The sequence below is a fragment of the Pseudomonas sp. HP_01 genome, assembly GCF_055284355.1.
In genome coordinates, this window is sequence record NZ_JBTOPV010000008.1 from 30,078 (window position 1) to 56,880 (window position 26,803).

The window sequence follows — 26,803 nt, forward strand, 5'->3', positions numbered from 1 at the left end:
ATGGACGTTCGCCACTTCGATTTTCTCGTGCGCCAGCCTTCTGCTGCGCTGACTGAGCGTCCGCGTTTCTGGGGCATGCCCAAGCGCGGGATCGCCTTGATTCTGGCCAACGCCATGTTCTGGCAACCGCTGCTGGCCCAGGCCGACGGCATCGCGGTGAGCGGCACCACCAACACCACCCTGAGTCAGGCAGGGAACGGCGTGCCCATCGTCAACATCGCGGCGCCCAATGCCAGCGGTCTTTCCCACAACCAGTACCAGCAGTACAACGTCGGCACCCAGGGCGTGATCCTCAACAACGCCACCGCCCGCACCCAGAGCACGCAACTGGGCGGCATCGTGGTCGGCAACCCGAATCTCAACGGTCGGGCCGCGTCGATCATTCTCAACGAAGTCACGGGCGCCAACGCCAGCCAGCTCAACGGCTACACCGAAGTGGCCGGGCAGGCCGCACACGTTATCGTCGCCAACCCCTATGGCATCAGTTGCAACGGCTGCGGCTTCATCAACACACCGCGGGCGACCCTCACCACGGGCACGCCGGTGCTGGACAACGGCCGTCTTGATCATTTCCGCGTCGAAGGCGGCAGTGTGTCCATCGAAGGTGGAGGGCTGGACGCCAGCAACCTCGACCAGTTCGACATCATCACCCGCAGCGCGAAGATCAACGCCGAGCTGCACGCCAACACACTCAACATCATCGCCGGCCGCAACAACGTCGACGCGCAGAGCCTGAACGCAACAGCACTGGCTGACGACGGCAGCGCCAAGCCGCAACTGGCCATCGACAGTTCTGCGCTGGGCGGCATGTATGCCGGCGCCATTCGACTGGTCGGCACCGAAGCCGGGGTCGGCGTGAAAGTGGCCGGCAATCTGGCGGCCAGCGCCAGCGACATTCAGATCGACGCCAATGGTCAGCTGAACATGGCCCAGGCCGCCGCGACCGGCGCCGTCAACGTCAAGGCCCTCAACGCCCAGGTTCAGGGCCCGGTGTACGGCAGCAGCGTCGACCTGCAGGGCCGCGATGCATTGAACATTCAGCAGAACGTCGCCGCCCGCGATCAGATCAGGCTGTCCACCAGTGGCCAGTTGACCAACACCGCCATCGTTGAAGCGGGCGTAAATGCAGACAACAGCCGCAACGGCGCCGGCGATGTGACGATCAGCGCCCAGAACCTTCGCAACGCCGGCAACGTTGTCGCCAGTCGAACGCTGCAGGTCAGCGCTGCTCAATCCGTCAACAACCAGGGCGGCACATTGAGCGGCCAGGCCGTTACGCAACTGACCGCCGCCAGCCTGGATAACCGCCAGGCCGGTCGTGTGCTGAGTCAGGGCGCTCTGACCCTTGTCGCCACTCAGTTATGGAACGCCAGCGGCGGGCTTATCGCGAGCAATGGCAACCTGTCGATCACCGCGCAAAACCTCGACAACAGCCAGCAGGGCAAAATCTCAAGCGCAGCGGCGTTGTCAGCGGACATATCCGGACAACTGCTTAACAGCGCTGGCGTTATCACCGCCAACGATGCGCGTATCAACGCAGCGACACTGGACAACCGCCAAGCCGGGCAGGTGCTGAGTCAGGGCGGTCTGACTGTCACCGCTGGGCAGCTGCTAAACGCCAACGGCGGCCAGATTGCCAGCGACGGCAACCTGTCGATCACCGCGCAAAATCTCGACAACAGCCAGCAGGGCAGGGTCTCCAGTACGGCAGCGTTGACGGCGGACATTTCCGGGCAACTGCTCAACAGCGCTGGCGTTATCACCGCCAACGGCGCACAGATCAAAGCGTCGACACTGGACAACCGCCAGGCCGGTCAGGTGGTGAGTCTGGGCGGTCTGACCCTCAACGCTGGCCAACTGTGGAACGCCAGCGGCGGCCTGATCACCAGTAACGCTAACGTGGCGATCACTGCGCAAAATCTCGATAACAGCACTCAGGGCAAGATCTCGAGTGTTGGGGCCCTGTCGGCGGACATTGCCGGACAGTTGCTCAACAGCGCTGGTTTGATCAAGGCCAATGGCAGCACACGGATCAACGCGGCCAGCTTGGATAACCGCGGGGGTGAACTGTCCAGCGTCAGTGACTTAAGCGTTCGGGTTAATGGGCAGCTCAGCAATGTTCGCGGACTCATCTCCGGCAAGGGCATCGACATTCAAACCGGTACGCTGCTCAACGACGATGGCAGCGTCAGCAGTGATGCGGCGTTGAATGTGGTCGTCGACGCCGCACTGTCGAACCAGAACGGCGAGCTGTCGGCGGCGCAGATCGGCACCGTGACGGCGGCCAGTCTGAACAACGCGGGCGGGCAGATCACCGCCGATGAACGCCTGACCCTGGGCGTCAGCGGCGCGATCAATAGTCAGGGCGGCACACTGGGTGCCGCCGATGGCGTGACCGTTACCGCGAGCAGTCTGGACAACAGTCAGTCGGGCACGGTGGTGTCCGATGGCGATGTCACCCTCACCCTGACCGGCGCGCTGAACAATCAGGCGGGCGGCAGCATTCAGTCCAAAGGTGCGCTGGCGCTGCAAAGCCTGTCCCTGGACAACCGCGGCGGCGTTGTGTCGACGCAGAACGGGTTGACCCTGCGCAGCGCCACCGTCGACAACCGCGGCGGCTCGGTGCGTGCCACCCAGGACATGCAGCTGTTCATCAATGCGCTGGATAACAGTCAAAAGGGTTTGATCAGCGGCAAGGGCGGGATTGCGTTCCTCGGCCAGCAATTGAACAACCAGAGCGGCCTGCTCAGTGCAGCCGGTTTGTTGCAGATCCAGGCCGACAGCGTGCGCAACGCCGCTGGCCGCATCGCCAGTCAGTCTGACCTGGTCGCCAACGTTGGCGACCTCGCGCAGCAGGGCGGCGAGTTCGTCGCTCAGGGCAATCTGACGCTGACCGGCAACACCCTCGATAACAGTGGCGCCGGTTTGGTCGGCGCGACAAAAGCGCTGAAACTCACCGTCGGCAACGTGAATAACCGTGGCGGCGAGCTGTCCAGCCAGCAGGACGTGACGATCACCGCGCAGCAACTGGACAACAGCGATGCAGGCAAAGTCATCGCTGGTACGGCGTTGCAGCTCAACGTCGATCGTCTGATCAACCGCACCAAAGGCATGCTGTTTGGCGACACCCTGCAACTGAGCGGCTCAACGCTGGACAACGGCGCCGGTACCCTGGCGAGCCAGAACGGTCTGGCCGTCGACCTTGGCGGCGCGCTGCTCAACGACGCCGGTTTGCTCAGCAGCGAAGCCGCGCTGAGCCTCAAGGCAGCATCGCTGTCGAACGCCGCAGGCAGCGTGTCCAGCGCGGGCGCGTTGACGATCGCCACCCCCGGCGCGGTCAATAACCAGCACGGCTCGATCACCACCGATGGCGGCCTGACCCTCGCCAGTGCCAGCCTCGACAACCGCAATCAGGGCGTGATCTCCGGCAAAACCAGCGCGGCAATCAACACTGGTGCCTTTGATAACAGCCACGGCGGTCAGCTCACCAGCGCCGACACCCTGACCCTCACCGCGGGCCAGGTCACCAACCAGGATGGCGCGCGCATCGCCGCCACCAAAGCGGTCAACGCGAGCGTGACCGGCCTCGATCAACAGGGCGGTGAACTGTTCAGCAACGGCGCCTTGACCCTCGACCTCAACCACGGCCAGCTCAACAACCAGAACGGCCTGATCAACTCCCCCGGCGCGCTGCTGCTGAAAAACCTGGCAGGCGTGAACAACCAGAACGGCGAAATCTCCAGCACCCAAGGCTTCACCTTCGGCGCGGACAGCCTCGATAACGGCAGCGGTAAATTGCTCAGCGATCAAGCCCTGATCGTGCGCGTTGCCCAAGCGCTCAACAACGTCAAAGGCGTGATTTCCGCCGCTTCCCTTGACGCCCGCAGCGACAGCCTCGACAACACCGACGGCCTGCTCAGCAGCCATGGTGCGTTTGACCTCACCGTCAGCAACGCCCTGAACAACCACAACGCCACGTTGGTGGCCGACGGCAAGCTGACCCTGAATGCCGCCAGCGTTGACAACGGCCTGGGCCAGATCGCCAGCAAACAGGACCTGATCGCCAACATCGGCGGTCTGCAGCAGCAAGGCGGCCAGTTGATCGCCCTGGGCGCGCTGAACCTCACCGGCGCAAGCCTGGATAACCGCGAGGACGGCCTGGTCAGCGCCAACGGCGTCATGACGTTGAGCGTCGGCAGCATCGACAACCGCGGCGGCGAGCTGTCCAGCCAGGACGACATCAGCGTCACCGGCCAGCGTCTGGACAACAGCGATGCAGGTCGCGTCATCGGCCAGAAGTCCATAACCCTCACCGTCGATCAACTGCTCAACCGCACCAACGGCGTGTTGTCCGGCAAGTCATTGCTGACCGTCACGGGCACGCAGCTGGACAACAGCGGCGGCAACCTGGTCAGTCAGCAGAAAATCGACCTGGGCCTCAGCGGCGCGCTGCTCAACGGCCAGGGCCTGATCGACAGCGAAGGCACCCTGAACGTGCGCAGCGCTTCGTTGGCCAACAACGGCGGCAGTCTGTCCAGTGCCGGCGCGTTGACCCTCAACACCAGCGGCGCGATCAGCAATCAGGGCGGCAAACTCGTCACCGACGGCGGGTTGACCCTCAACAGCAGCACCCTCGACAACAGCCAGAGCGGCAGCATCAGCGGCAAAGGCGCGATGTCGTTGCACACCGGCGACTTCAACAACAGCCAGAACGGCCGCGTCAGCAGCGCCTCGACCCTGGAGATGGTGGCGGCTCAGGTCAGCAACCTCGACGGCGGCAGCATCGGCAGTAACGGCGCGCTTTCGGCCAGCGTCACCGGTCTGGATCAACAGGGCGGAATGCTCTTCAGCAACACCGACCTGACCCTCGATCTGAATCACGGCCAGCTGAATAACCAGAACGGTCTGATCAACGCCCCCGGCATTCTGCTGCTGAAAAACCTGGCCAGCGTGAACAACCAGAGCGGTGAAATCTCCAGCGCTCAGGGCTTCACTTTCAGCGCCGACAGCCTCGACAACAGCAACGGCAAACTGCTCAGCAACCAGCCGCTGATCGTCCGCGTCGCCCAGGCGTTGACCAACGTCAAGGGCATGATCGCCGCCGCCAACCTGAACATTGATGCCGGCTCGCTGAACAACAGCGCCGGCACCCTGACCAGCCGCGGCGACTTCGGCCTGAACGTTCAGGGCCTGCTGACTAACCAGAGCAACGGCCTCATCAACGCGACCGGTGCGCTCGACGCCACCGCCGTCAATCTCGACAACCGTGGCGGCCTTGTGCTGGCCGGCACCGACCTGACCCTGCGCACCGGCTCGCTGGACAACCGCACCACCGGGCTGATCAACAGCAAGGGCACGCTGCACCTGAACGCTCAGTCGCTGGATTCCAGCGACGGCGGTGAAGTCTCGGCCAAGGGCGACATGACCCTCACCCTTAACAGCCTGACCCAGAACGGCGGACGGCTGCTGGGTGACGGCGCCGTGACGCTGGACATCAACGGCGCCGACCTGAACAACCAGCGCGGGCTTATCACCGCCAAAGGCGCCTTGACCGTTAACCGGATGCGCGACTTCAACAACCAGGCTGGCGAGATGTCCAGCGCCCAGAGTTTCACGTTGACCGGGCGCACGCTGGACAACAGCAGCGGCCGACTGATCAGCAACCAGAACCTGGTGCTCAACGCCACTACGCTGGTCAACCAGGCCGGGCTCATCTCCGGTTGGGCAGGGCTGAACGTCAGTGGCGCAACCCTGGACAACCGCAACAGCGGCACACTCTCCAGCCGTAGCGGCGACGTCGGCGTCAACCTGACGGGCGCGCTGCTCAATGGGGCCGCCGGGGCGCTGGTGAGCCAGAAAGCCCTCACTGTTCGTGCCGCCAGTGTCGATAACCGTGGCGGGATTCTGTCCAGCGGCGGCGGCCAGACGTTCAACGTCAGCGGCGTGCTGAACAACAGCCAGAACGGCCTGATCGACAGCGGCGCCGCCCTGACCATCAATGCCGCCGGCCTCGGCAACGCGGCAGGCACGGTCAACGCGCAACAGAACATCGGCTTCACCGGCACCGACCTGGACAACAGCGCGGGCACCGTCGCGGGCAACGCCGCCGTCACCCTTGATCTGCTCGGCACCCTGACCAACACCCATGGCAAGCTCGCCAGCGCGGGGGATCTGCTGATCCAGCGCGCCGCCCAGATCAACAACCAGGGCGGTCAACTGGCCAGCCAACGGGCGCTGACCCTCACCACCGGTGGCCTGGACAACAGCAATCGCGGCACCGTGGCCGCCAACGACCAGCTTCAGGTCAACGCCAGCGGCGCCGTGCAGAACGGCAACGACGGCCTGATCTACAGCAAAAACGCCAACCTCAGACTGCAAGCTGCAAGCCTTGCCAACGCCAGCGGCACCCTGCAAAGCCAGGGCGCGCTGGACCTGACCGTCAACGGCGACATCGACGGCCCGAACGGCCGGATCATCGCCCAGGCCGGCAACCTCAACCTGACCGCCAACAACGTCGACAACCGTGGCGGCGTGCTGTCGAGCCTGCAGAACGCTTTCGTCGCGCGCATCACCGGTGTGCTGAGAAACGGTTACGACGCCAATCGCCAGGGCGGCATCACCCAGGCGCAAAGCCTCGATATTCGCGCACTCGCCGGCATCGACAACTACGGCGGACGGGTTTCGGCCCAGGGCGGCGACGCGCTGATCAACACCGGCAGCGGCAACTTCGACAACCGCAACGGCGGCCTGTACGCCAGACAGCGGATCAACGTCACCGGCAACAATTTCGACAACAGCGGCGACAACGACGGCCAGATCGCCGGTCAGCAAATCGACCTCAGCCTCGCCGGCGCGCTGAATAACCGACTCGGCATCATCGAGAGCGACAGCACCCTCAGCATCAGCGCCGCCAGTCTCGACAACCAGACCGGCAAACTGCGTGCGCTCGGCACCAGCGGCCTGACCAACCTGCACATCAGCGGCCTGTTCGACAACCGCAACGGCGCCCTGGAAACCGCCAACACCGACCTCGCTGTGGGCGTCGGCAGCCTGCTCAACGGCGGCGGCAGCATTTTGCACGTCGGCAGCGGCAACTTCGGCGTGTCCACCGACAACGTCATGAACGCCGGCGGCAGCCTGGTGACCCGCGGCGTACTGACCCTCAACGCCGACACCTGGACCAACAGCAGCGTTCTTCAGGCCGGCACGTTGAACGTCAACGTCAATAACTTCACCCAGACCTCGGCGGGGCAGTTGCTGGCGTCGACGGCGTTTGTCGGGACCGGCGGGAACTGGATCAACGACGGGTTGATCGCCAGTGACGGGGCGATGAATGTCTCGTTGTCGAGCGGCTATTCGGGCAATGGCCGACTGACCAGCCTGGGGACGCTGGGGCTGAGCGCGAATCGACTGGATCTGAATGCGCCGACCTTGATTGCGGGGGGAGGGCGGACGGATATCAATGTGGCGGGAGCTGTGGTCAACGCCGGCCGGATTACCTCGAACTCCGATTTGACGCTGACAGCCAACACCCTGCGAAACGACGGGACACTGGGCGCCAGCCAGTCACTGACCATCAATACCCCGTCCCTGACAAACACAGGGCTGCTATCTAGCGGCGGGAAAGCAAATCTGCATGTGGGCTCATTTGCCAATAATGGTGGTGACGTCTACAGCTTGGGCGATCTGGATATTCGGGGGGCTGATGCGGTCAGCAGAGCGGTTCTGCTGGATAACTTCAAGGGCACAATCGAATCAGCCGGAACAATGACGATCAACGCATCGGTGTTAAAAAACCGCGGCGATGATTTCACGTCCGAGCGGCACTTGGTATCCGGTTTCATCGCCGTGGGCTGTTACGACTGCCAAGGCAGCACTTACGACATCTTGTATGGCGTCAAGGAAATTTATAAAGCGTCGATCACCCCTTCTTCAGGAAGCGGCACACTGTCGGCGGGCGGAAACTTTGTCTTCACAGGTGGGGATTTCCTCAACAGCCGAAGTCAGGTCATGGCATCGGGCGACATTACAATCCAGGCTGACAACTTCACCAACGAAGGTGCGGCAGGCGGTACCGTTGAGCGCACTCGGACCTTTAGGACCGGAGGGATCTCCAGCTCTACTCACCTGAATTTTCTGAATGGAGAGCTCTACAACTACAACGCGCATAACGACGACGAGCCGCAAGTGTTTCACTTCATGAACTCGGACACCGCTTTCGAAGTTGCCACTCAATATGGCACCGGCGGTAACGCTGATCTTGTCGACAAGAAGACGGGCAAACATCTCAAGTACTACAGCGGCTTCAATCGCGAATTGGGCGCTTCTCAGTACGATCCCAACAATCTCGTCCAGATGCCTACCTTCCTGAATCAGTTCCGGGTGGTGGCCGACAGCGAAGTGTCGGTGGATGACGGTCAAGTTCAGTCTGCCGTCGTTCAAGCTGGTGGCAAGGTCAACATCACTGCCACGCAGAACCTTACGAACAGCGTTATCCACGAAGATTATGCGTATCTCGGTGGCGCCAATAAGGTTTCCAACACCCAGACTGCAGCCAGCACGACTGTCGTCGCACACATCAACAGTCAGCTCCCGCCCAATCTGGCCCAGCAGCAAGTCGATCCTACCGCGCTGCCGGGATTCAGCCTGCCTACAGGGCAGAACGGCCTGTTCCGCCTGAGCGGGCAGGGCGGCAGCAATGCCGCTGTTGCTGTACCCACCGCCGCACCACAAAGCTGGACCATGACAGGCGCCAGTGTTTCCAGCGCCCAGCGCGATCAGGCCCTTCCCGTCGGGCAGGGCAGCAACCTGCAAATCACCTCCGCGAATCAGGCACTCACCACCGGTCGGCAGCTCGTTGATTCAACTCGAAATCCGTCAGGCATCAACGCCGATGCGTCGGCTTTCAACGTCGCCACACCGGGCGATTCCGGCAGCGGCGGGTTCTCGGTTCCAAGCCACCAGACTGGCGCGGCGGGCACCGCCGGCGTTGATAAGGTCTCGGGCATCGGAGGTGTTGCTGGTGTTACGAACATCAGCGGCCTGAGCGCAAACCAGCCCGCGACCGCGCAGACCGTCGCCCGAGTTCAGGGCCTGCCCTCCACCGCAGCTACGGCCCGCAACGGCAAGTACCTGATCGAAACCAACCCGGTGCTCACCGACCTCAAGCAATTCATGAGCTCGGATTACCTGCTCGCGGGCCTCGGCTACAACCCCGACGAAAGCGCCAAGCGCCTCGGCGACGGCCTCTACGAACAGCGTCTGGTGCAACAAGCCGTCACCTCCCGCACCGGCCAGGCATTCATCGACGGACAGACCTCCAACGAGGATCAGTTCAAGTACCTGATGAACAACGCCATCGCCAGTAAGGACCAGCTCAACCTGTCCGTCGGTGTGTCGCTGACGTCCCAGCAAGTGGCGGCACTGACCCACGACATCGTCTGGCTCGAAGAGCGCGAAGTGAATGGCGAAAACGTGCTGGTGCCGGTGCTGTATCTGGCCCAAGCCGATGGACGTCTTGCCCCGAACGGCGCACTGATCGCCGGTAAGGACGTGACCCTCATCGCCGGCCAGAACCTCGACAACGTCGGCACCCTTAAAGCGACCAACAACCTTTCCGCCACCGCTGGCAATGACCTGGTCAACAGCGGCCTGATCTCAGCCGGCAACCGCCTGGACCTGCTCGCGGGCAACGACGTCACCAACAAAGCGGGCGGCATCATCGCCGGTCGCGACGTCACCGTGACCGCCATCGGCGGCGATGTCACCAACGAGCGCAGCGTCACTTCGCTGGACAGCGACGTGCGCGGCGAACTGCATCAGGACTTCGCCAACAGCGCAGCCCGTATAGAAGCGGCCAATGACCTGAGCGTCTCCGCCGGACGTGACATCAACAACATCGGCAGCACGCTCCAGAGCGGCCGCGACCTGATCCTTAACGCCGGGCGAGACGTCAACATCGCCTCTGCGCAGGTCACCAACAGCCAGATACTCAGCCCCAAACGCACCAGCAGCGACATCACCCAGATCGGCTCTACCGTCAGCGCAGGTCGCGACCTGTCGGTACAAGCGGGACGAGACATTAACGCCATCGCCAGCCAGATCGACGCCAAACGCGACATCGCCATGGCCGCGACCGAAGACGTCACCATCAGCTCGGCGGCGGATGAAGAGCATTCGTACAGCAAGAGCAAAAAGGTCAAAAAGCAGGAAGACCACGTCAGCCAGGTCCAGACCAAGATTACGGCGGGCGGTAGTGTTGCGGTGAGTGCCGGGCAAAACCTGGCCGTCACCTCCAGCCGCATCGCGGCCACCGACGAAGCCTACCTGGCAGCGGGCAACAAACTCGAATTCCTGGCCGCCCAGGACAACGATTACTCGCTGTACGACATGAAGAAAAAAGGCTCCTTCGGCGCCAAGAAAACCAAGCACGACGAAGTGACCGATGTGAAAAACATCGGCAGCGAAATCACCGCTGGCGGCAACTTGGTGTTGGTGAGTGGCGGCGATCAGCAGTATCAGGTCGCGAAGCTCAATAGCGGTAAAGACCTGACGATTAACAGTGGCGGGGCGATCAACTTCGAGGGCGTTAAAGACCTGCATCAGGAGAGTCATGAGAAGAGCAACACCAGCCTTGCGTGGAACTCCATGTCCGGTAAGGGCAAGACCGATGAAACCTTGCGCCAGAGTGAGCTGATCGCCAAAGGCGCTGTGGCAATCAACGCGGTGGATGGCCTGCATATTGAGGTCAAGCAGGTTAATCAGCAGACGGTGAGCCAGGCGATTGATGCGATGGTCAAGGCTGATCCTGAACTGGCTTGGCTGAAGGATGCTGAAAAGCGGGGGGATGTTGATTGGAAGCTGGTGAAGGAGGCGCACGACTCCTTTAAGTACAGCAACTCAGGCTTGGGTGTCGGCGCTCAACTGGCAATCGCCATCTTATTGGCTGCTTTTGTTGGTCCTGCAGCAATGACAGCGCTGGGGGAAGCTGGAGCAAGCGCAGCAGTAGCAGCGGGAGGCGCTGCAGTAGCAACTGGGGCAGCGACCAATGCGTCGATCAGCCTGATCAATAACAGGGGCAATCTAGGTGCCGTCGTCAAGGATGTTACCTCCAGCGATGCGATCAAGGGCTATGCCATCTCCGGTATAACTGCGGGTCTGACCACTGGTTATTTCGATGCTTGGACTGGCACAACCACCGACCCGATCACCGGCAAGATCACGACCAACCTCAGTACCTGGAAAGGAATTGGTCAGTTCGCTGCCAGTCAGGGCTTACAGAGCGGCACTTCGGCGGCACTGAGCAAGATAATGGGTCAGGGCGGTGATCTGGGTGATGCGCTGCAAAGCACGCTGTTCAATACGTTGGCAGCGGCGAGCTTCCATGCGGTGGGAGATTACGTTCCAGCTGCCGACGGAAGCGTTCAAAAGATCATGGTTCACGCCATGGTTGGGGGGCTGTTGGCTAAGGTCAGCGGTGGTGACTTCAAGACTGGTGCTTTGGCAGCCGGGGCTAATGAGGCATTGGTGGCCGACCTTAATGAGCTGGTGAAGGGCAACCCCAATCTGCTCAGCATGAGCTCGCAGTTGGTCGGTTTGCTTGCCGCATCCACGCAGAGTGGCGCCGATGCCGACAGCTTAAAAACCGGTGCCTGGGTGGCGCAGAACGGTACCCAGTACAACTTCGGCGATCATTTGCCGCCAGGTTTAGCCGCGTATGGGCAAGCGGTGACTACCCAAATGGCGGACATGCAAAGCAAGGGGGCGTCACCTGAAAAGATTGCTGATGCCGGACGAGCGTTCGCGCGAGGTGAAGGGTATGACGGTGTCCAGCCAGGGACCGAGTTCGTTAAGGCGTCGGTCGAGTTCACGGCCGGAGAGCTTTTTGGCTTTGGATTAGGGGCTATACTTGGGAAAGCTAGCTCATGGTTTTCAATCGGTGCAAAAGCAATCGATGATTCTACTGCCTATACAAAGTGGTGGGACAATGTTGCTCAACCTAAGACTCTAACTGATAGAGAGGCTAGGGCTTGGTACTTATCCAAAGAGGCAGAAATCCCCAGTCGAATTGATGCAGGATTGTCGCTGGAAGATCAGGCTAAACAGGCGTTTGCCATGAGGAATGATTTAAGGTCTACAGCTAGAGAGTTAATGTCTAACAGAGATTTGGCAGATTCTTTGAATAAGAGCGATCCCAATAGAACGTGGTCGGAGATCGCTAATAAATACTCGTCACAAGGTCTTTCTGGGGATGATTTGTGGCGCAAAATTATCGAAAAATCCCAGTCATCTAGAACAAGCGTGAATAATGGGTTGGGGATGTGAGCATGAATCGTTTTTCTGAGTCTAGTTCCGAGCTTGGTCATTTTGTTTATTTTAATGAGTATGAAGAAGAAAGCTTTGAGGAATTTGTTGGTGTTGTTTTGAAAAAGCTAAATGCAGAAGAAATAAAGCGTGAGCAAGGCCCTTACTCAATTCTGATTACTATTGAGTATGGAGGGCATAGACTTGTTTTGACAAGCGGCTCATTCGAAGGGTGCTACATATCTATAGATAAAAGTGAGGCATGGTTAGCGAAAAAAATTATAGAGTCATTCTGACTTAGCTAGTTGGTGCAAAAGCGACAGTTCAGGGGCCTTTGGTTTCTAAAGGGGCAGATGTAACGCCAGAGATCATTCAAAAAGCATTACAAGGTGATCCTGCTATTAGCGGTCAAAATTTTGTTTCATTACCTGCAGTTCAGAGATATGTTGATCATCTTCTTAAGGGGGATGTCGCTCCTCCAATTAAGATGGAAGGCGATATAATTGTTGATGGGAATCATCGTTATATCGCTGCGAAAATATTAGGGCGAAGTCCAGAGGTGGCTCCAGGAACTTTGTCGCCCAGCAAAGCTGGACAGACCAAACCTGTATCAGATGTAAAAATTGATCCGGTAGATTGGGGGAACAGATGATAACTATCTGCTTTGAGACAGGTGAGACCCTAGATTTGCCTTTGGATGGTCTAGCTAATTCAATATTTAGTGGGCTGGAGCTTCATCGTGCAATTTTTGAAAATTTTGATGTTTCGGGAGCAGATTTTACAAACTCGAATTTGAGAAATGCGTCTTTTAATTACTCTATATTGAATGGGGCGGTAATGCATGGTGCCGCTCTTATGAACGCGACACTAGTTGGCGTGCAGATGAAGAGGGCGGATCTTTCAAATGTTATAGCAATTGGGGCTGACTTTACCGGGGCAGACCTTTCATCGTCTGGTCTGGAAAATGCAGATGTTTGTGGCGCTAGTTTCATAAGAGCTAATTTATGCAATGTTAATTTTGACGTTAAAAGAATAGAAAGTGCTTTTTTTTCTGGTGCTATATATAACGAATGGACAGTTTGGCCTGAAGGTTTCGATCCTGTAATGTTTGGTGCGACAAAAGTATAATTTTAGTCTCTTTACTCGGTGCAAAAGGCATCCAGAAAGTTCCAGGTTTGGGAGAGATGGATGACTTTTTTGAATCACAATCGACTAACCTCAAAAAAAGCTGGGAACAAAAATTGGTGAGGGTCGCTTACCGTATGAAGCAAGTAGGGCCGGTATAGAATAGGCTAAGGCAACGGTTAAAGAAATCCTAAAGAACGCTACATCTGTGAGCCCAGTAATCCCCAGCTCAACTGTTCGAGGTAATTATGATCTCGTTCATGTATACAGCTCCAAGACTAATAGCACCGTGAGCTTAAGGGTGCTGCCGGACGGAAAATACGAGTTTAGTGGATAAAAGGGGACGGACCCCTTTTTATCCAGTGTTCAGTATCCGTTGCAAGGGCAAACTCCCGATTCTTATGCGAATCTTGGAAATGTGCATGTTGTTGTCTACCGTCCCGAGGCGCGCGCACTATACGATGTATCCAGCTCTCGGATTAAGGTGGTCGAATGGAACCAAGCTCCGAATGGAACATATTTCCCAAAGAAGGGAAGTGATACGAAAGTTTTTGAGGGGATGTTCCGCAGTCGGTTCTTGAAAGTTTGGGGTTGAAATGATGAAAGTTTTTCAGGGTAATATTTCTAAAGAGTCGTTGAGTCTGTTTGTTTCGAATATTGGCTCTGGAGAGTTTTTTTCATATGTAGGGAGTTTGGTCTCATTAGAGCAAGCAATTTCTGTTCTGGGTTTGCTCTCTCCTGATTTTATTGAGGTCAATGGTCACATTTTCTGGCTGCCTAAGGCTCAGCAATACGATCCACAAAAATTTCATTTGAACGGGCTGGTTGAGACCGAATCTAGTGTGTTGGAACAAAGTACATCGCGTAGAGACGTTGAACGATACAGAAATATTTTTTCAATAAATCAGTTCTTTTCAAAGTGGGAGGATGCACCGGGTCGACCCGTATTTAAAGTGGGCCTGTCGGAAGAAGATTATCGTCTTTGTCATTTATTTGCTGAACAGATCACTAGATATTGGAGGCGCGCGTTATCCGATGCCTTTCCAGAGAAGGTATTTCAGTTTGAAATTGCTGACGATCTTCTCGATGAATATGGTGTCTGTCTGACATTCTGGCAGTCGTAGTTTAAACATCGCACAGGATGTGTTCGCGCCATTAAAGCCACTGCCAGAGGCTTAATGGATAAAAGGGGACGGACCCCTTTTTAAGAGACTGGCTGATCATGCGTGGTTGCAGGCATTTTGGGGTGAGTCCGGAATCGCTGATGTTGTGCTTGGAGGACGCGTGGGTGTCGCTGCCGCAGAGAGGGCAGCAGCGGGAAAAACCGCTGGAAAGGGGGCACTTGACGCAGGCGCTGATGCAGGAGAAGCTGCTGCGGGTGGTGCAAAAGCAACAGCTACTCCACGCACTCCACTAGCTGGTCCTACTGAAAACTGGAAAACCTTTGTTAATGCTGAAAAACAGATTCAACTGGACGCCGGTGCTGGGCAGCGTGTAGATCAAGTGATCAATGAAACTCTATCTGGTAAGAAAAATTTCACGAGCTCTATGACGCTCACAACCGATGAGGCTCTATCGGCAGGGCAAAAATATCTCGGTCCCGAGTACAGGGAAATCGGTAAGCCCGGTTCTGGGGTGTTTCACAGCGCTGATGGCACTAAGGAGTTCCGTATCGACTCAGGATCTATATCAGGAGCACACGCTCCGGGAGTTCCGCATGTACATTTCGGAGTTAAAGTCCCTGTGACTGGAAAATATATTTCTAACAATCATGTTCCCTATGCGGACTAGGATATGGATATGTCTGTCGTTCGGAAGGGTATTGTTGTCACTGGCGAATATTCTGGCTGGGAAATTGTTGTTGCGGACGACCGTGATGGCGACACTGGCGGGTATTATCTTTACTTGAAGAAAAGTGATGTTGAAGGGTTTGACTACTGGTTCGAGCATGAGGCAGGGCTTCAGGCTCAGCTAGTTGATTTTGAGGTGGAGTGGATAGTTTAGTAAGTTAATTAGCATGGCTTTTATTTGGCCGTCGGTGCAAAAGGTGCCCTCAACACATCTTTGCTTGATGAGTTAGCTGCTAATGGTGTGAAATTTACGCCAGAGAATGTCATTGCAACGACTCGCAACTCTAGCGGCCAGGTTGTATTCCTAGAGACTGGAAACTCGAAAGCCGGTTTGCAGCACATCATGGAGGAGCATGGTAGCCAATTTGCTCAGATGGGCGTGTCTGAGGCTGAGATTCCGGGTGTGGTAATGAAAGCTGTTTCTGAGGGGAAGCTCGTTGGTTATCAAGGTACTGGAATTGGGCGTCCAATTTATGAGCTAACTATAAATGGGCAGCCGCAGCGAATTGCTGTGACCGTTGGTGACAACGGATTTGTCGTCGGTGCAAATCCAAGGGGGAGCCTTAAGTGAAAAATATAAAGTTGATGCCGGATTATCAATGTCATCCTCTTTGGAATATGTCCCCCGATGAGTATGGGGACATAGCTCCTTGCGAGCTTCCTATTTCTGAAGAGCTTCAGCGGCGTTTAACAAAGTGGGCTGCCATGTACGATGAAACACTCGATTCTGATTATCCGCCAAATTCTGGGTTCAAGAGTGAGGATTTAGAGCGCGAATTCAAACAGGAGGGAGTACTGCTAGCTGAATGCTTGAGGGATGAACTGGGGACGGATTTCTCTATTTTTCTTAAAGTTTAATTGGTGCAAAAGAGGAAGCAGATACAGGTACGACGGGCAGGGCTAAAGTTGTTGCAAATGAAGGAACGTTTCCAGACGAGGTATTTACCGGGAAGAAACCGTTTCAGACGACTCCGGGAACAGGGACTGTGACGCAGGAGAGCTACAACCCAGCGACTGGGAAACTGGAAGAGTCTGTGATCGAGTATGACCAGTATGGCCGACAGGTTAAAAGAACGGATTACACTAATCACGGATATGGGAACCAAGGAAAGCCTGCGGAATACCATTCCGACCCGCACACGCATACCTGTGATTATGGTCCAGGGTATGGCTCCAATGGGAAAGCATAAAAAAGCATAAAAGGGGACAGACCCCTTAATCGTGTACCAGCAAATATGGTGCTTGATTTGCGAGTTCAGCCTGGTGGTTCGGCTGCTGCTAAGTCGCTTATCGAATTCGGCCGTGAATATAATGTGAAAGTGATTGTTAAAGAATTCAAGTGAGACCTGAAAAGATGAAAAGATTCAAGTTTGTTTTTGATTTTGAGTCGATCAGTGGTTTGCAGATGCTGGCCTTGGTTGAGCAGCTTTTAAATAAGCTTTCCCCCCCAGCAGTTTTTTTTCTGCAGGGGGTTAAGATTGACGTTAAAGCGCTTGAAAAGAAAATATTGAAAAAAAAATCTTGGCCTAGCGGTTTGATGTCTGGTGGGCTTGAGCTCCGATTCGGGTTGCTTCCAGCGCTGGGTTATTGCTTTTTGGTACTAGAAGAATCAGAGGGTCATAGTATTACCAAGTTGGAAGAGGGTATAGGGCCTATTCTCAGTGTTGAAGGTTTCATTCAGGCATGGGTTTCTGATGTCGAATATGATTTTTGGCAGAGCGCTACAGACCCTCTAGAGTATAAATGCGCGGGGCGCCCTATTTCAGGTCTTCTAATGAAGTCTAATGGCTTGCCTCCCCCGTTGGATCAAATGGAAATTGATACCTCAGGGAATCCCGGCCGTAACGTGCTCAGGCAAGGATATATTGAGGCGATTGGAAGCACTATGTGGCTAGGAAACCTCTTCTGGGAGAGAGCTGGTGTGGATAGGTTTGCCAGCATTTCGTTGTTGGAAAGCCAGGGTTTTAAAGTTTATGATTGTGGAAGATTTTTTAAAGTTGTAACATCTGATAAGGTTTTTTCTGATGGTTCAACCATAGAAAAACAAGGAGCTCTTAGGCGGATTTTATTTGGATTAAATTGACGCTGTAGTTGGTGCGGAGGCGGCAGGGGGGGCAGTGTAAATTCCGAAGATCAAGCTAAGTCGGCAAAATTGAGTTGTTTTTTAACAACAAGCGGTTGAAGCATTCGACAATCAAAAGGGACGGGCCCCTTTGTTCTCTAGGCAGTCTGACGTGTTAAATCAGAATGGTTTAATCGGGTGCTGGGAAGTAGCTACGCAGGCTCAGGCAAATAGTGCTCAGAAAATGTCTGATGAACTGGGTATTAAAGGTATTTCAGGATAAAAGGGGGATAAAAGGGGAGGGGATAAAAGGGGACGGACCCCTTTATCGCTCTGATTGATGGCGATCTTGTGCTGGGGATGCTGGGCGGCGTCGGCGCCAAAGGCATGCTGGCCCTCCTCGCTGAAAAGCGTGCGGCAAACCTAGCGGCGGCCGAGGCGAAAGCAGGATCAAACGGAGCAGCAGATTTAGCGCAGGCTGGTACGAGCACAAAGGGTTCGACCGGTACGCCTGAGTGGACCACCTCCGAAGGTCCTTATAGCGGAAATTTATCTGGAAATTATCCTTCACCAAGTACTACTGTCAGCGGGCGGGCTGTAGATGGCGTTGGTGAGTTGGCAGCGGTCTGGGTGCAAAAGAAATACCTAAGGAATTAGGTAAAGTGTCTTTTGATGCAGCTAATGGTGTGGGAACCATCTACTCTCCAAGAGTCACCATGAGCGGAAGTGAAATAACATTTGATGAGTTTGTGATAGGTACTTCGAAAGGACTCATTGGCGTTGATGCTGATGGGGCCGCTGAATTAGCAGGACCATAAAGTTAAAGGGGACGGATTCCTTTAACTCTTAAGCCTCTCCACACTTGGCAATTCCGGCAACGGCGGGTTCTCGGTTCCGAGCCACCAGGCCGGCGCGGGTGGCATTGCAGCCTTCGACCAGGTGGCAGGTGTCGAAAGCGTCACAGGCGTCACAGGCGTAGCAGGTGTCCGCGGTATAACCGGTGTCACCGGCGCAGCAGGCGTTACTGGCGTCTCGGGAATTCCGGGCGCAACAGGCGTTACCCCCAATCCCGGGACCAGCGGCATCAGTGGCGCAAGCCCCACCGGTAACAGCCCAGGTCAGTCGGCGAGAGGGATAAAAGGGGACGGACCCCTTTTTACAGCGTCTGATGCGTTCGTTAATACCGTGATCAATGGGGGCAGCTACTCAGACAATCTCGGTAATGCGCTGGTAGGTCAGGCTAGCAATATTGGTATGGCCATCGGCTTCAAGATGGTCGGCGACTGGGCGTTGGGGAAATACGCCGAAGGCAGCCCTCAAAAAGTGATGGCGCACGCGCTGGTGGGCGGGTTGCTCGCCGAAGCCACCGGCGGGGACTTCAAAACAGGAGCCGCCGCTGCTGGTGCTAACGAGGCACTGATCAACGTACTAAGCAGCATGGTCGGAGGTAACAAGAACCTCGAAGTGATGGCCTCGCAGCTGACTGGGATTGTGGCTGCGGCGGCGGTGGGTGGCGACGTCGCGAAAGGTGCGCAAATTGCACAGTACGCGACGACGTACAACCGTCAACTGCATGCTGAAGAGCAGAAATGGTTAGAAAATAACGCCAAGACGTTCGCTGATAAGTATGGAATCACCGAGCAGGCGGCGATGGAGCGGCTTAGCCAGCAGGCGCTTAAAGACACCGATATGTTATGGCGCTCGGTGTTAAGCGACGGAACTGACAGCGCTGCCGAGACATTCTTGGCAGGCGCGGGCCAGACATTTACCAACGAACTGGGAAACAAGCAGCAACTGTTCACCACATCGGGGAATCAGCTCTTCCGTCCGGAGATGTTCGCAGACACCGCAGACCCGAGCTTCTATAAAGAGTTCGTACAGAGCGGTATCAGCAGAGACCTGAGTAGCGGATTGCTAAAGGAGTTGAAAGACTCTGGTATTGCCTTGAAAGACGGTGCCGTTAGTCTGTATGACGCTGCCAAGAAAGACCCAGGAGCCGTATTTGGCGGCATTCTGTCCAGCTTGAAAGATGTGCCGGCAGGCGCTCTTGAGAGTTTTCAGGAGAGCGGCAAGGCCATAGGGGAAGGCGCCGCCGTGGCGCTGAGCCCCGAACTCTCAGATAAGCTCAACAGTATTTACGGACAAGATGTCGGCGGTGCCCAAAAAACGTTGCTCGCCATACGTATTTTCACGGCAATCGTTGGTGCTAAGTCGGTGGCTGAGGTCGTCGATGTCGTGGCTACCAAGTCAGCCGCGGCAATTGCGAAGGCCTCTGACAACCCACCGGCTAAAAATCTCAATGCGGACAGCGCGTTCACCGATAATGAAACAGGTTCGCCTGCTCATGCGGACGCCCCTGATCCTGATCTGCCTCCTCCTGCGGACTCACCCGCCGGCGGTGCAAAAGCGACAGGTGGTGCAGTAGAGCTAACGTTTGACAAGGCTACCCGGACTTGGACAACTCCAGCTGGTCTAGACTATGGACAAGGATCGGTTCAAGGAAACAGAGTTTTGCATGTTTTAGAGCATGCTGATCCGAATCCGGCCAAGACAACACATAGCGTCTTTAGTATGGACAGAAAAGAGATTTTAGGCACTATCGATGAGGCATGGCTCAAGAAAGGTAGTCCTGTAGTAAATGATCCGGGTGCATATGTTGTCCCGATGGGCCGAGCGATTGGTACTTCTGGAGAAACGAGTATTAAAATTATTGTTCGGCCTGGGACCAGTCAGGTCATTACCGCTTATCCTGTTAAATAGAGAAGTCTTATATGTTGTGTCCAAGGTGTGAGCAGGGAGATATTGTCAGGGCTAAGATTATAGCTGATGACACTTGCTTGTTCGTATGTCAAGAGTGCGAGGCCTCATGGTTTTTATACGAAGACATTGGGGTTAGGGCCTTTTTCGACTATGGGACTTATATGGAAAGTCTAGGACTGAAACCACTATGGAGTGAGTTGAAAATTATTCCTGAGTAGGTGCAAAAGGTGTATCTCCAGTTGTAACCGCAGAGGGAAAGATTGGCGGAAAAACATTCACCGATTTTAATCAGACTGCACGTCCAGCTTCAGAAGCTAATGCGAGTCAACCAACCTTGATATCTGATCGGGTAACCGCTAAGGCTGACGCATCTGGGAAAGTCCTGCCAAATGGAAACATGGCCGACGCTCACGCAGAAATAGGTGTGATTCAGCAGGCATATACTGCTGGTAAAACTATGGGGGCAAGCATGGAGCTTACCGTCTCTGGTAAAGCAGTGTGTGGGTACTGTCGAGGAGATATTGCGGCAATGGCGGAGAAATCTGGACTTACTTCTCTTGAGGTCAAAGAGGTTGCAACTGGTAAAACTCTATATTGGCAGCCTGGAATGCGGGCTCTGAGAGAGAGGAATTAGTAATGAAATTTTCTCTATCATGGATTGTCGGGTTTGGATCTGAATGTCAGGGGGGTAGAGCTAAAGAACCTCTTTGGAGTGATATTGAACTTCGTCTAAGAGAAGTATGCGGGACGTCTGGCTCTGTTACATTAGAGGCTGTGAATTTTAATGGGTTTGAGCTGTTGAGTTTGCAAGTTATTGCAGATGATGGAAAGTATGCGATGACTTTAGGGGAGGACAATGGCGAGGATTACATTGTTCGTTCTTACATAGGAGGCGAAAATTCAGGGCAGACAGTTTGTATCCTTGGGGATGCTGTAGATGCCTCAGGAGTTTGTACGGATTTTGAAATTGTGGTTGATATTTTTAGGCGGTTTTTTGAAGGGGGTCAGGTTTCTTTTAACCTAATGGCTTAATCCTTTGGGGCAAAAGACACCGCGTCCGGATTGGTTTCTGGAGAGACAAGCGTCGTAGGGGCTGGCAAACCTGCATCCAACGATGCCAGCTTCGCAGGCCCTAAAGGTTATACCCAAGAACTTGATGGCTCTGTGACAGGCCCAGGCGGCGGGGTGTACAAAGCTACTGGGACTCTGGATAGCAGTGGAAATCAGATATATCTGGGAGGTAACGGTAACTACTACACCCTGACTGGTGAGGGTTCTACCAGAATTCCTTCACCTAATCCGTCGACAGACATTGGAGCGACAGGGAAAATTGGAGAGAATGACTTAAAGTCGCTGGGTGGTCAGTCACAGGTGTCATTTCAGACAAGCCTAGGTGCACGTTTTGTCGATCAATTGGCTCCCGGTAACATGGCCCATGAATCAAAGGTTGGTTACACCTCACTTGATGCAAGTACGGCACTTCAAGTGGCTAAGGACGCGGAGTTGCTGAGTAGAGGTATGGTAAATGGGGTAACATGGAATTTTTTCACGAGCCCTGTTACGGGCCGCGTGGGCGCCGCGCCCGCGTTACTCAAGGCACTTTCCGATGCGGGCATTAAAGTAGTGGTGCATGAAATATGAAATTTACAACAGCTTATACCCCGGTCACCACAGCTTTTGCATCAATGACTAAAAAAGAATTAAGTGATTTTTATGAATGTTTTATACTAAATGTGCCCTATTGTTTGGATGAGTTAATTCAAAGTATTTGGCAGACTCCCGGATTTGATAGTTGGAGGGCAGACTTCTCTCCGGAGTCTTTAGGTGCACTCGGTGAGTGGTTTGCCACCAAACTTAAAAAAACAAAATCAAGTTCAGATGCGGTGCAGTTTTCCACAGTCGCTCAAGCGAGCCCTGTCGCTTGGGACTTGACTGATGAGGAAAAGTCTTTGGCTGTAAAAGTCGGTATGTACTACGGGGAGGTCGCAATTAGAAATCATCCATCACTAAGCTGGATGCAATTGAAGGGTAGTAAAAAGCTCGCTGATTACGGGCAGCCTGTCATAGGCGGTCCAGGTATTATTCCAACAAATCCTGTGAGAGTTGCCAATGCATTTGCGTGGGGTATCGCGGATGGCTCAAGAACCGGTAGCCGACTCCAAGAAACTTATGATTCCTGGATGGAAATGATAAATGATAAATGATAAATGATTAGGCGTTATAAACTTGGACCGATAAAATGGGTGGGCCCTTTGTTCTATGTCAAAACTTAATCGAGTCGACAGGGGGGGCGTGTCAAAGAAATTAAAGCCACTGCGCAAGCCTGAATAATGATGATGCGTTTAGATCTGGTTGAGAAATGGCTTCTGGAAAAGCTTAAGTCAGGGAATGAAGTGTAGCGCGGAATTGCTGTAGAAGTTTTCTCCGTGAATAAAAGGGGACGGAATAAAAGGGGACGGACCCCTTTGATCTGCACTCAGGTAAATCAGGCGCGCATATCGTCCCGACAAATCCCACAACAATAGGAGGTGGATCGTGAAAGCAATTCCTGACTGGCTTATTCTATGTGTATGGCGAGCGCTAATAGGCGAGATATATCCGGCTATTCGAGCCGTCGCTATTTCGATCTCAGAAAAAAATAGCTTAGTCATAAGGTACTACTTGGAAAGAGAGCCAGTCGATTTTGATTATGAAAGTCTGGAGGTTGTTGCGACAAATGTTACGGCTCTGATTGGCGCTCATAGCATTCCCCATATAAAGATAGAGTGCGAGTATTCGAGCAAGCCCATAGGGGAGCTGGAGTGTTTGGGAGAATTTGTCTACAGTCGTCGAGAGTATGACATGGAAGATTTTATTGAGTAGCATGACCTGAACTAGAGATAAAAGGGGGCGGACCCTTTTTCATTCCCAGTCCAAGGCTCGGTTTAACACGAGCTCCGTCGGCGAAACACAAGCAATTATTCAGAATAAAAGGGGACGGACCCCTTTGATCTTATCAGCCGCTAACTAATGCTGAGCGAGAGGAGCTCAATAACGACTTTAAATCTTATCTCGATGAAATGGCTGGTCAGGTAGGTATCCCAGCTGCCCAGAATGCCTTATCCGGCCTGCAACAGAATGGTGCGTACAAAATTTACGATTATCCATTTGCAGGCACCGCAGAACAGAAGGCAGCGTGGACGGCCGCCAATTCGCAGACGATTCAGGACTTCTTTCAGACTCAGGTTCGACCGCGCTCCGAGGACGAGCATCTCTATAACAGCATTGGCCACAGCGCTCAGATCGCCGCCGCCCAAGAGGACGACGCCAGGATTGGGCAACTCGCTTTCTTGCTCGAAGAAGAGATGGCGATTAAGATCTCGATCGCCGCAAAGGTTTTTGCTGACGGGGTTGGAGCAGCCGGCGCAGCGGAAGGTGCTTTAATTGGTGGTGCAAAAGGTATTTCTCCGGTTGTCACCGCAGAGGGAAAAATTGGAGATGCGGCATTTACTGATGTAAACCAAACAGCTCGTCCAGTAGCTCAGGCAAATCCAGATGAGCCAACTCTGATAGCTGATCGAGTAACGGCCAAAACTGAAGCAACAGGAAAATCTTTGCCGAATGGAAATATGGCTGACGCTCATGCAGAAATTGGCGTCATACAGCAGGCATATAATGCTGGCAAGACTCAAGGTGCTGATATGGCTATGAGCGTTGCAGGTAAAGATGTATGTGGATTTTGCAAAGGTGATATAGCGGCCGCTGCGGAAAAATCCGGATTGAGTTCTTTGACTATTCAAGCGATAGACGACGTAACTGGATTACCAAAAAAATATAATTGGGTGCCGGGAATGCGGTCGATTAAGGAGGTGCCATGAGTATGGTTTTTGGCGGCTATATTGTTGACGCTGATGGATATCGCCATCAGTTAGAAGCTATCATGGATCCCGAAGAATTGGATGTTCGAGGGGTATTGACTTCCATTGGTAAAGGCTCCGGCGTTATCAAGATGCGGTGCGAGTCTGAATCTGAAGGTCGCCCCTATGAATTGGCGCTATATGTTGAAAGTGAAAGTTTTTTTCTGATGCTTAGCGAGTATGATAAAGATGGTGAGCATGTCGTCAGAACTATGACTGATCTCAACTCAAAAAACGAACTCGTCAGCATTTTAGGGGAGATGTATCCTGCTAGAGCGGTCACACATGATGTGGAAATTGTTTGTTCTATTTTTATCGAGTTTGCTCGTTCAGGAAATGTGTCTGTGGATATCATGGCGTAAGTTTCACTAAATATCGTCTGACTAGTTGGTGCAAAAGGTGTAGAGGCGGCAGCTGGTGACTTGGCCGCTAATCCAGCAACCTCATTAAGACAAAGCAATGGGGTTGCGCTGAATCCAAATCTACCTGATCCTGTTGCTGGCCTCTATTACATCCCAAAAACACTTTCCTCATCCAATCCAAATATCGCAAATTCTCAAATCAACGGTTACGTGGGCGAATTGAAGTTGGCGAACGATATTGCAAACATTCCCAGTGAAACGGTGGTTAGATACGGTGATGCCATCGGTACGCACGGCGCGGATGTGATCTCAGTCAACTCAGCTACCGGCTGGGTTTCTCTGTGGGATAACAAATTTCGTAGCAGCGCTCAAAATGTGCATTCTTCTCCAACGTTTACGCCAGGTTCGAATGCGCTGAATGGTGCAGTCTCCGACGCGCAGACAGCAATCAGAAATTCTAATCTGCCGGATGCAGTAAAGCAGCAAGCCATTCAAAACTTAAGGGATGGTAATTTCAGTGCCAATACAGTTGGCTCTGGTGCTGCAAGAAATTCAACACCTGTAAGATTTTGCGGAAATAATCCATGTTGAGGATAACTTATGCTCTTTGATCCGATCAAAACACGGTTTAATGGTTTTAGTGACGCTATGCTTAAATGGCAATTGGAGGCACAGTATGATCCAGCGCGGCCAATGGGGAATGTTGCCAAGTCTGATTTGTCCGATGTGATTTCAGCTTGGCTTGTAGGCCTCCACGGCGAGATTGCCCCCGTAATCCGCCGCTCACTGCAATGGATAGATAAGGCAATAGAAGTCGATGAGGCGTTCGGGCCAGACATTAATGGTCACAGAACAACCTTGCACTGGGCCAAAGCTTTGGGTGAATGGATGGACACGGGCTGGAATTCTGAAGGTGAGTGGGGGCTGGCACGTGTGTATGAGGAAGCTCGTTGGCGTTACGAAAAACGCCCGTGGTCAACGCATGATATCGTCAAAACTGGCTTAGATGACTACATGGCTTTTGCATATCAGGCCGGGGAGCATGACGAAGGCTTTGAGTCAGGTGTTGAGATGTATCAGCGTTGGAATGGTAAAAAAGAGATTTTGTTATCCGGCGTTTTGAAGCCTCAAGACTTTGGTTATGCTTTGTGTCTTCATCGAACAGCTCTTCAGGATTTTGATGAGGACGAACTTTTTAGGGCCGGCAGAAAAATGCTTCAAGCCAATTTACAAAAAACTTGGTTGGGTGGTGGGCAATATATTCGTGCAGCAACATGGCTTAAAATTGTTTACTGGCACAATGACGAAACCTTGACGCCGTTGCAGACTGTTTTGAAAGCTTACGAAGACATGCCCAAAGTGCCTCGTCCTGATTTTGTTTCAGTGGGATAGGTTTTGATATCTAATTTATTTAGCAGATTGATAATGGGGGGCGGCCCCTTTCTTCAATCGATAAAAGGGGACGGACCCCTTTTTACTCGCAAGGTCAAAAAATAGCTGATGTCCCCGTATTAAAGGGGCGGACCCCTTGATTTTTTCAGAGAACAATCTAATGGTTAGCCGGCTGCGAACAGCTCTAGCTGATGGGATATCAATAGAAGGCGCAGATGCAAGCTTCTATATTCGCGAGTTATCTGAGTCCACTATGATGAGTAGAGGGTTGGATTACAGTACTGCACACCAAGGGGCACAGGGTAATTATGAAGTTTCCCCATATAGCGTTTATCATCCGGACGTCATTAACGCTATCAATGCTGCTGAGCCCGGATCTTTCATTCCTAACTGGTTGTAATTTTGGGGGCAGCAATGATGATAAGTGGTCGTGTTGGGCGATTTGGACGATTCCGTCTTTGGTGTGATGAGCCTCATCCTCATGTTGTTGATTGTAAATGGCGAGGTCCTGATGGATCTGGTTTAGATTCTACAGGTGATAAAAATAAATCACCTGAATTGCGCAATATAGTACTTGAGGTTATGAATCCCAGAGGTGCGCGCTCTTTGTATGCGCTACTTGGTCTACATTACCAATCTTCAGGGGGGAGTCTTAAAATAAATGTCATTAGCGACTCTTCGACTTGTGCGATTTATAAAGGCTCACTTATTGATGGTTTTGAAGTGGCACATGTGGGTTTGCCAGTTGAGTACGCAAAGGCGTCGATCGCTGGTTTGAAGCAGGGGCTCGCCAAAGATGTTAATGCTAATCAAGGTCAGATAGATATTTGTTGTGCTGCATATGGAGATGTTTCTTCAAGTGAACAGTTTTTTGAGAGAGTAGGCTTTGCGCTGGCTCACCTGTTGCGGTTGTCATATCAGGATCTCACAGAAGATATGGTTAATTCTTTTTTTACGAATTAGCTCTATACCAGGCCTTCAGAATATATCCCACAGCGATAAAAGGGGACGGACCCCTTTTTACAGACTGGTGTGTAGGTAACGTATGCAGTG

General features: G+C 53.8%; 21 protein-coding genes and 1 pseudogene. All 22 read left to right on the top strand.

What is annotated here, in order from left to right; all coding sequences use genetic code 11:
• The 22 genes and pseudogenes from ACYAR8_RS06630 to ACYAR8_RS06735 all read left to right on the top strand — a co-directional run bounded on the left by ACYAR8_RS06630 (position 1) and on the right by ACYAR8_RS06735 (position 26,713).
• Positions 1-12,324 carry a two-partner secretion domain-containing protein gene (locus ACYAR8_RS06630; RefSeq protein ID WP_463579430.1) on the top strand — a complete coding sequence of 4,108 codons (12,324 nt, stop codon included), beginning with the start codon at positions 1-3 and terminating at the stop codon, positions 12,322-12,324.
• Between the two features lie 2 nt (positions 12,325-12,326).
• The gene (locus ACYAR8_RS06635; RefSeq protein ID WP_163032168.1) at positions 12,327-12,599 is read left to right on the top strand and encodes a hypothetical protein; all 273 of its coding nucleotides are present in this window, start codon (positions 12,327-12,329) and stop codon (positions 12,597-12,599) included.
• Positions 12,600-12,637: 38 nt separating this feature from the next.
• The gene (locus ACYAR8_RS06640) at positions 12,638-12,955 is read left to right on the top strand and encodes a hypothetical protein (protein WP_463579431.1); all 318 of its coding nucleotides are present in this window, start codon (positions 12,638-12,640) and stop codon (positions 12,953-12,955) included.
• Positions 12,952-13,431, top strand: a complete 480-nt coding sequence (locus ACYAR8_RS06645; protein ID WP_122864584.1) for a pentapeptide repeat-containing protein — start codon at positions 12,952-12,954, stop codon at positions 13,429-13,431. The genes ACYAR8_RS06640 and ACYAR8_RS06645 overlap by 4 nt, the downstream gene beginning before the upstream one ends.
• Before the next feature lie 593 nt (positions 13,432-14,024).
• Positions 14,025-14,552: a hypothetical protein gene (locus tag ACYAR8_RS06650; RefSeq protein ID WP_463579432.1), complete on the top strand. Its 528-nt coding sequence runs from the start codon at positions 14,025-14,027 to the stop codon at positions 14,550-14,552.
• Between the two features lie 160 nt (positions 14,553-14,712).
• Positions 14,713-15,219, top strand: a complete 507-nt coding sequence (locus tag ACYAR8_RS06655; protein WP_463579433.1) for a hypothetical protein — start codon at positions 14,713-14,715, stop codon at positions 15,217-15,219.
• A gap of 3 nt (positions 15,220-15,222) precedes the next feature.
• Positions 15,223-15,432, top strand: a complete 210-nt coding sequence (locus ACYAR8_RS06660) for a hypothetical protein (RefSeq protein ID WP_463579434.1) — start codon at positions 15,223-15,225, stop codon at positions 15,430-15,432.
• Between the two features lie 24 nt (positions 15,433-15,456).
• Positions 15,457-15,849: a hypothetical protein gene (locus ACYAR8_RS06665; RefSeq protein ID WP_463579435.1), complete on the top strand. Its 393-nt coding sequence runs from the start codon at positions 15,457-15,459 to the stop codon at positions 15,847-15,849.
• Positions 15,846-16,136 carry a hypothetical protein gene (locus ACYAR8_RS06670; protein WP_463579436.1) on the top strand — a complete coding sequence of 97 codons (291 nt, stop codon included), beginning with the start codon at positions 15,846-15,848 and terminating at the stop codon, positions 16,134-16,136. Before ACYAR8_RS06665 ends, ACYAR8_RS06670 begins: the two co-directional genes overlap by 4 nt.
• A 481-nt stretch (positions 16,137-16,617) precedes the next feature.
• Positions 16,618-17,361, top strand: coding sequence for a hypothetical protein (locus ACYAR8_RS06675; RefSeq protein WP_463579437.1), 744 nt, complete (start codon positions 16,618-16,620; stop codon positions 17,359-17,361).
• 641 nt (positions 17,362-18,002) lie between these two features.
• Positions 18,003-18,158 carry a hypothetical protein gene (locus ACYAR8_RS06680; RefSeq protein ID WP_463579438.1) on the top strand — a complete coding sequence of 52 codons (156 nt, stop codon included), beginning with the start codon at positions 18,003-18,005 and terminating at the stop codon, positions 18,156-18,158.
• A gap of 121 nt (positions 18,159-18,279) precedes the next feature.
• Entirely contained in the window at positions 18,280-20,100 is a 1,821-nt protein-coding gene (locus ACYAR8_RS06685) for a DUF637 domain-containing protein (protein ID WP_463579439.1), read from the top strand.
• Positions 20,101-20,344: 244 nt separating this feature from the next.
• A pseudogene (locus tag ACYAR8_RS06690) lies at positions 20,345-20,734 on the top strand (cytidine deaminase-like fold-containing protein); the annotation flags it as partial.
• Between the two features lie 2 nt (positions 20,735-20,736).
• Positions 20,737-21,132: a DUF6911 family protein gene (locus tag ACYAR8_RS06695; protein ID WP_069665395.1), complete on the top strand. Its 396-nt coding sequence runs from the start codon at positions 20,737-20,739 to the stop codon at positions 21,130-21,132.
• 153 nt (positions 21,133-21,285) lie between these two features.
• Positions 21,286-21,741 carry a hypothetical protein gene (locus tag ACYAR8_RS06700; protein ID WP_463579440.1) on the top strand — a complete coding sequence of 152 codons (456 nt, stop codon included), beginning with the start codon at positions 21,286-21,288 and terminating at the stop codon, positions 21,739-21,741.
• On the top strand, positions 21,738-22,304 hold the full coding sequence (locus ACYAR8_RS06705) for a hypothetical protein (protein WP_139214597.1): 567 nt from the start codon (positions 21,738-21,740) through the stop codon (positions 22,302-22,304). Before ACYAR8_RS06700 ends, ACYAR8_RS06705 begins: the two co-directional genes overlap by 4 nt.
• Before the next feature lie 331 nt (positions 22,305-22,635).
• Positions 22,636-22,962 (top strand): colicin, encoded by a 327-nt coding sequence (locus tag ACYAR8_RS06710; RefSeq protein WP_463579441.1) that lies wholly within the window; start codon positions 22,636-22,638, stop codon positions 22,960-22,962.
• Positions 22,963-23,159: 197 nt separating this feature from the next.
• Positions 23,160-23,957, top strand: a complete 798-nt coding sequence (locus ACYAR8_RS06715; protein ID WP_463579442.1) for a cytidine deaminase-like fold-containing protein — start codon at positions 23,160-23,162, stop codon at positions 23,955-23,957.
• Complete coding sequence (locus tag ACYAR8_RS06720; protein WP_463579443.1) at positions 23,954-24,358, top strand: DUF6911 family protein; 405 nt, start codon at positions 23,954-23,956, stop codon at positions 24,356-24,358. Before ACYAR8_RS06715 ends, ACYAR8_RS06720 begins: the two co-directional genes overlap by 4 nt.
• Positions 24,359-24,418: 60 nt before the next feature.
• The gene (locus ACYAR8_RS06725; protein WP_139214587.1) at positions 24,419-24,949 is read left to right on the top strand and encodes a lipase chaperone; all 531 of its coding nucleotides are present in this window, start codon (positions 24,419-24,421) and stop codon (positions 24,947-24,949) included.
• A gap of 9 nt (positions 24,950-24,958) precedes the next feature.
• Positions 24,959-25,750, top strand: coding sequence for a hypothetical protein (locus ACYAR8_RS06730; protein ID WP_463579444.1), 792 nt, complete (start codon positions 24,959-24,961; stop codon positions 25,748-25,750).
• A 414-nt stretch (positions 25,751-26,164) separates the two neighbouring features.
• The gene (locus ACYAR8_RS06735; RefSeq protein ID WP_139214588.1) at positions 26,165-26,713 is read left to right on the top strand and encodes a hypothetical protein; all 549 of its coding nucleotides are present in this window, start codon (positions 26,165-26,167) and stop codon (positions 26,711-26,713) included.
• The last annotated feature ends 90 nt before the right edge of the window (positions 26,714-26,803 follow it).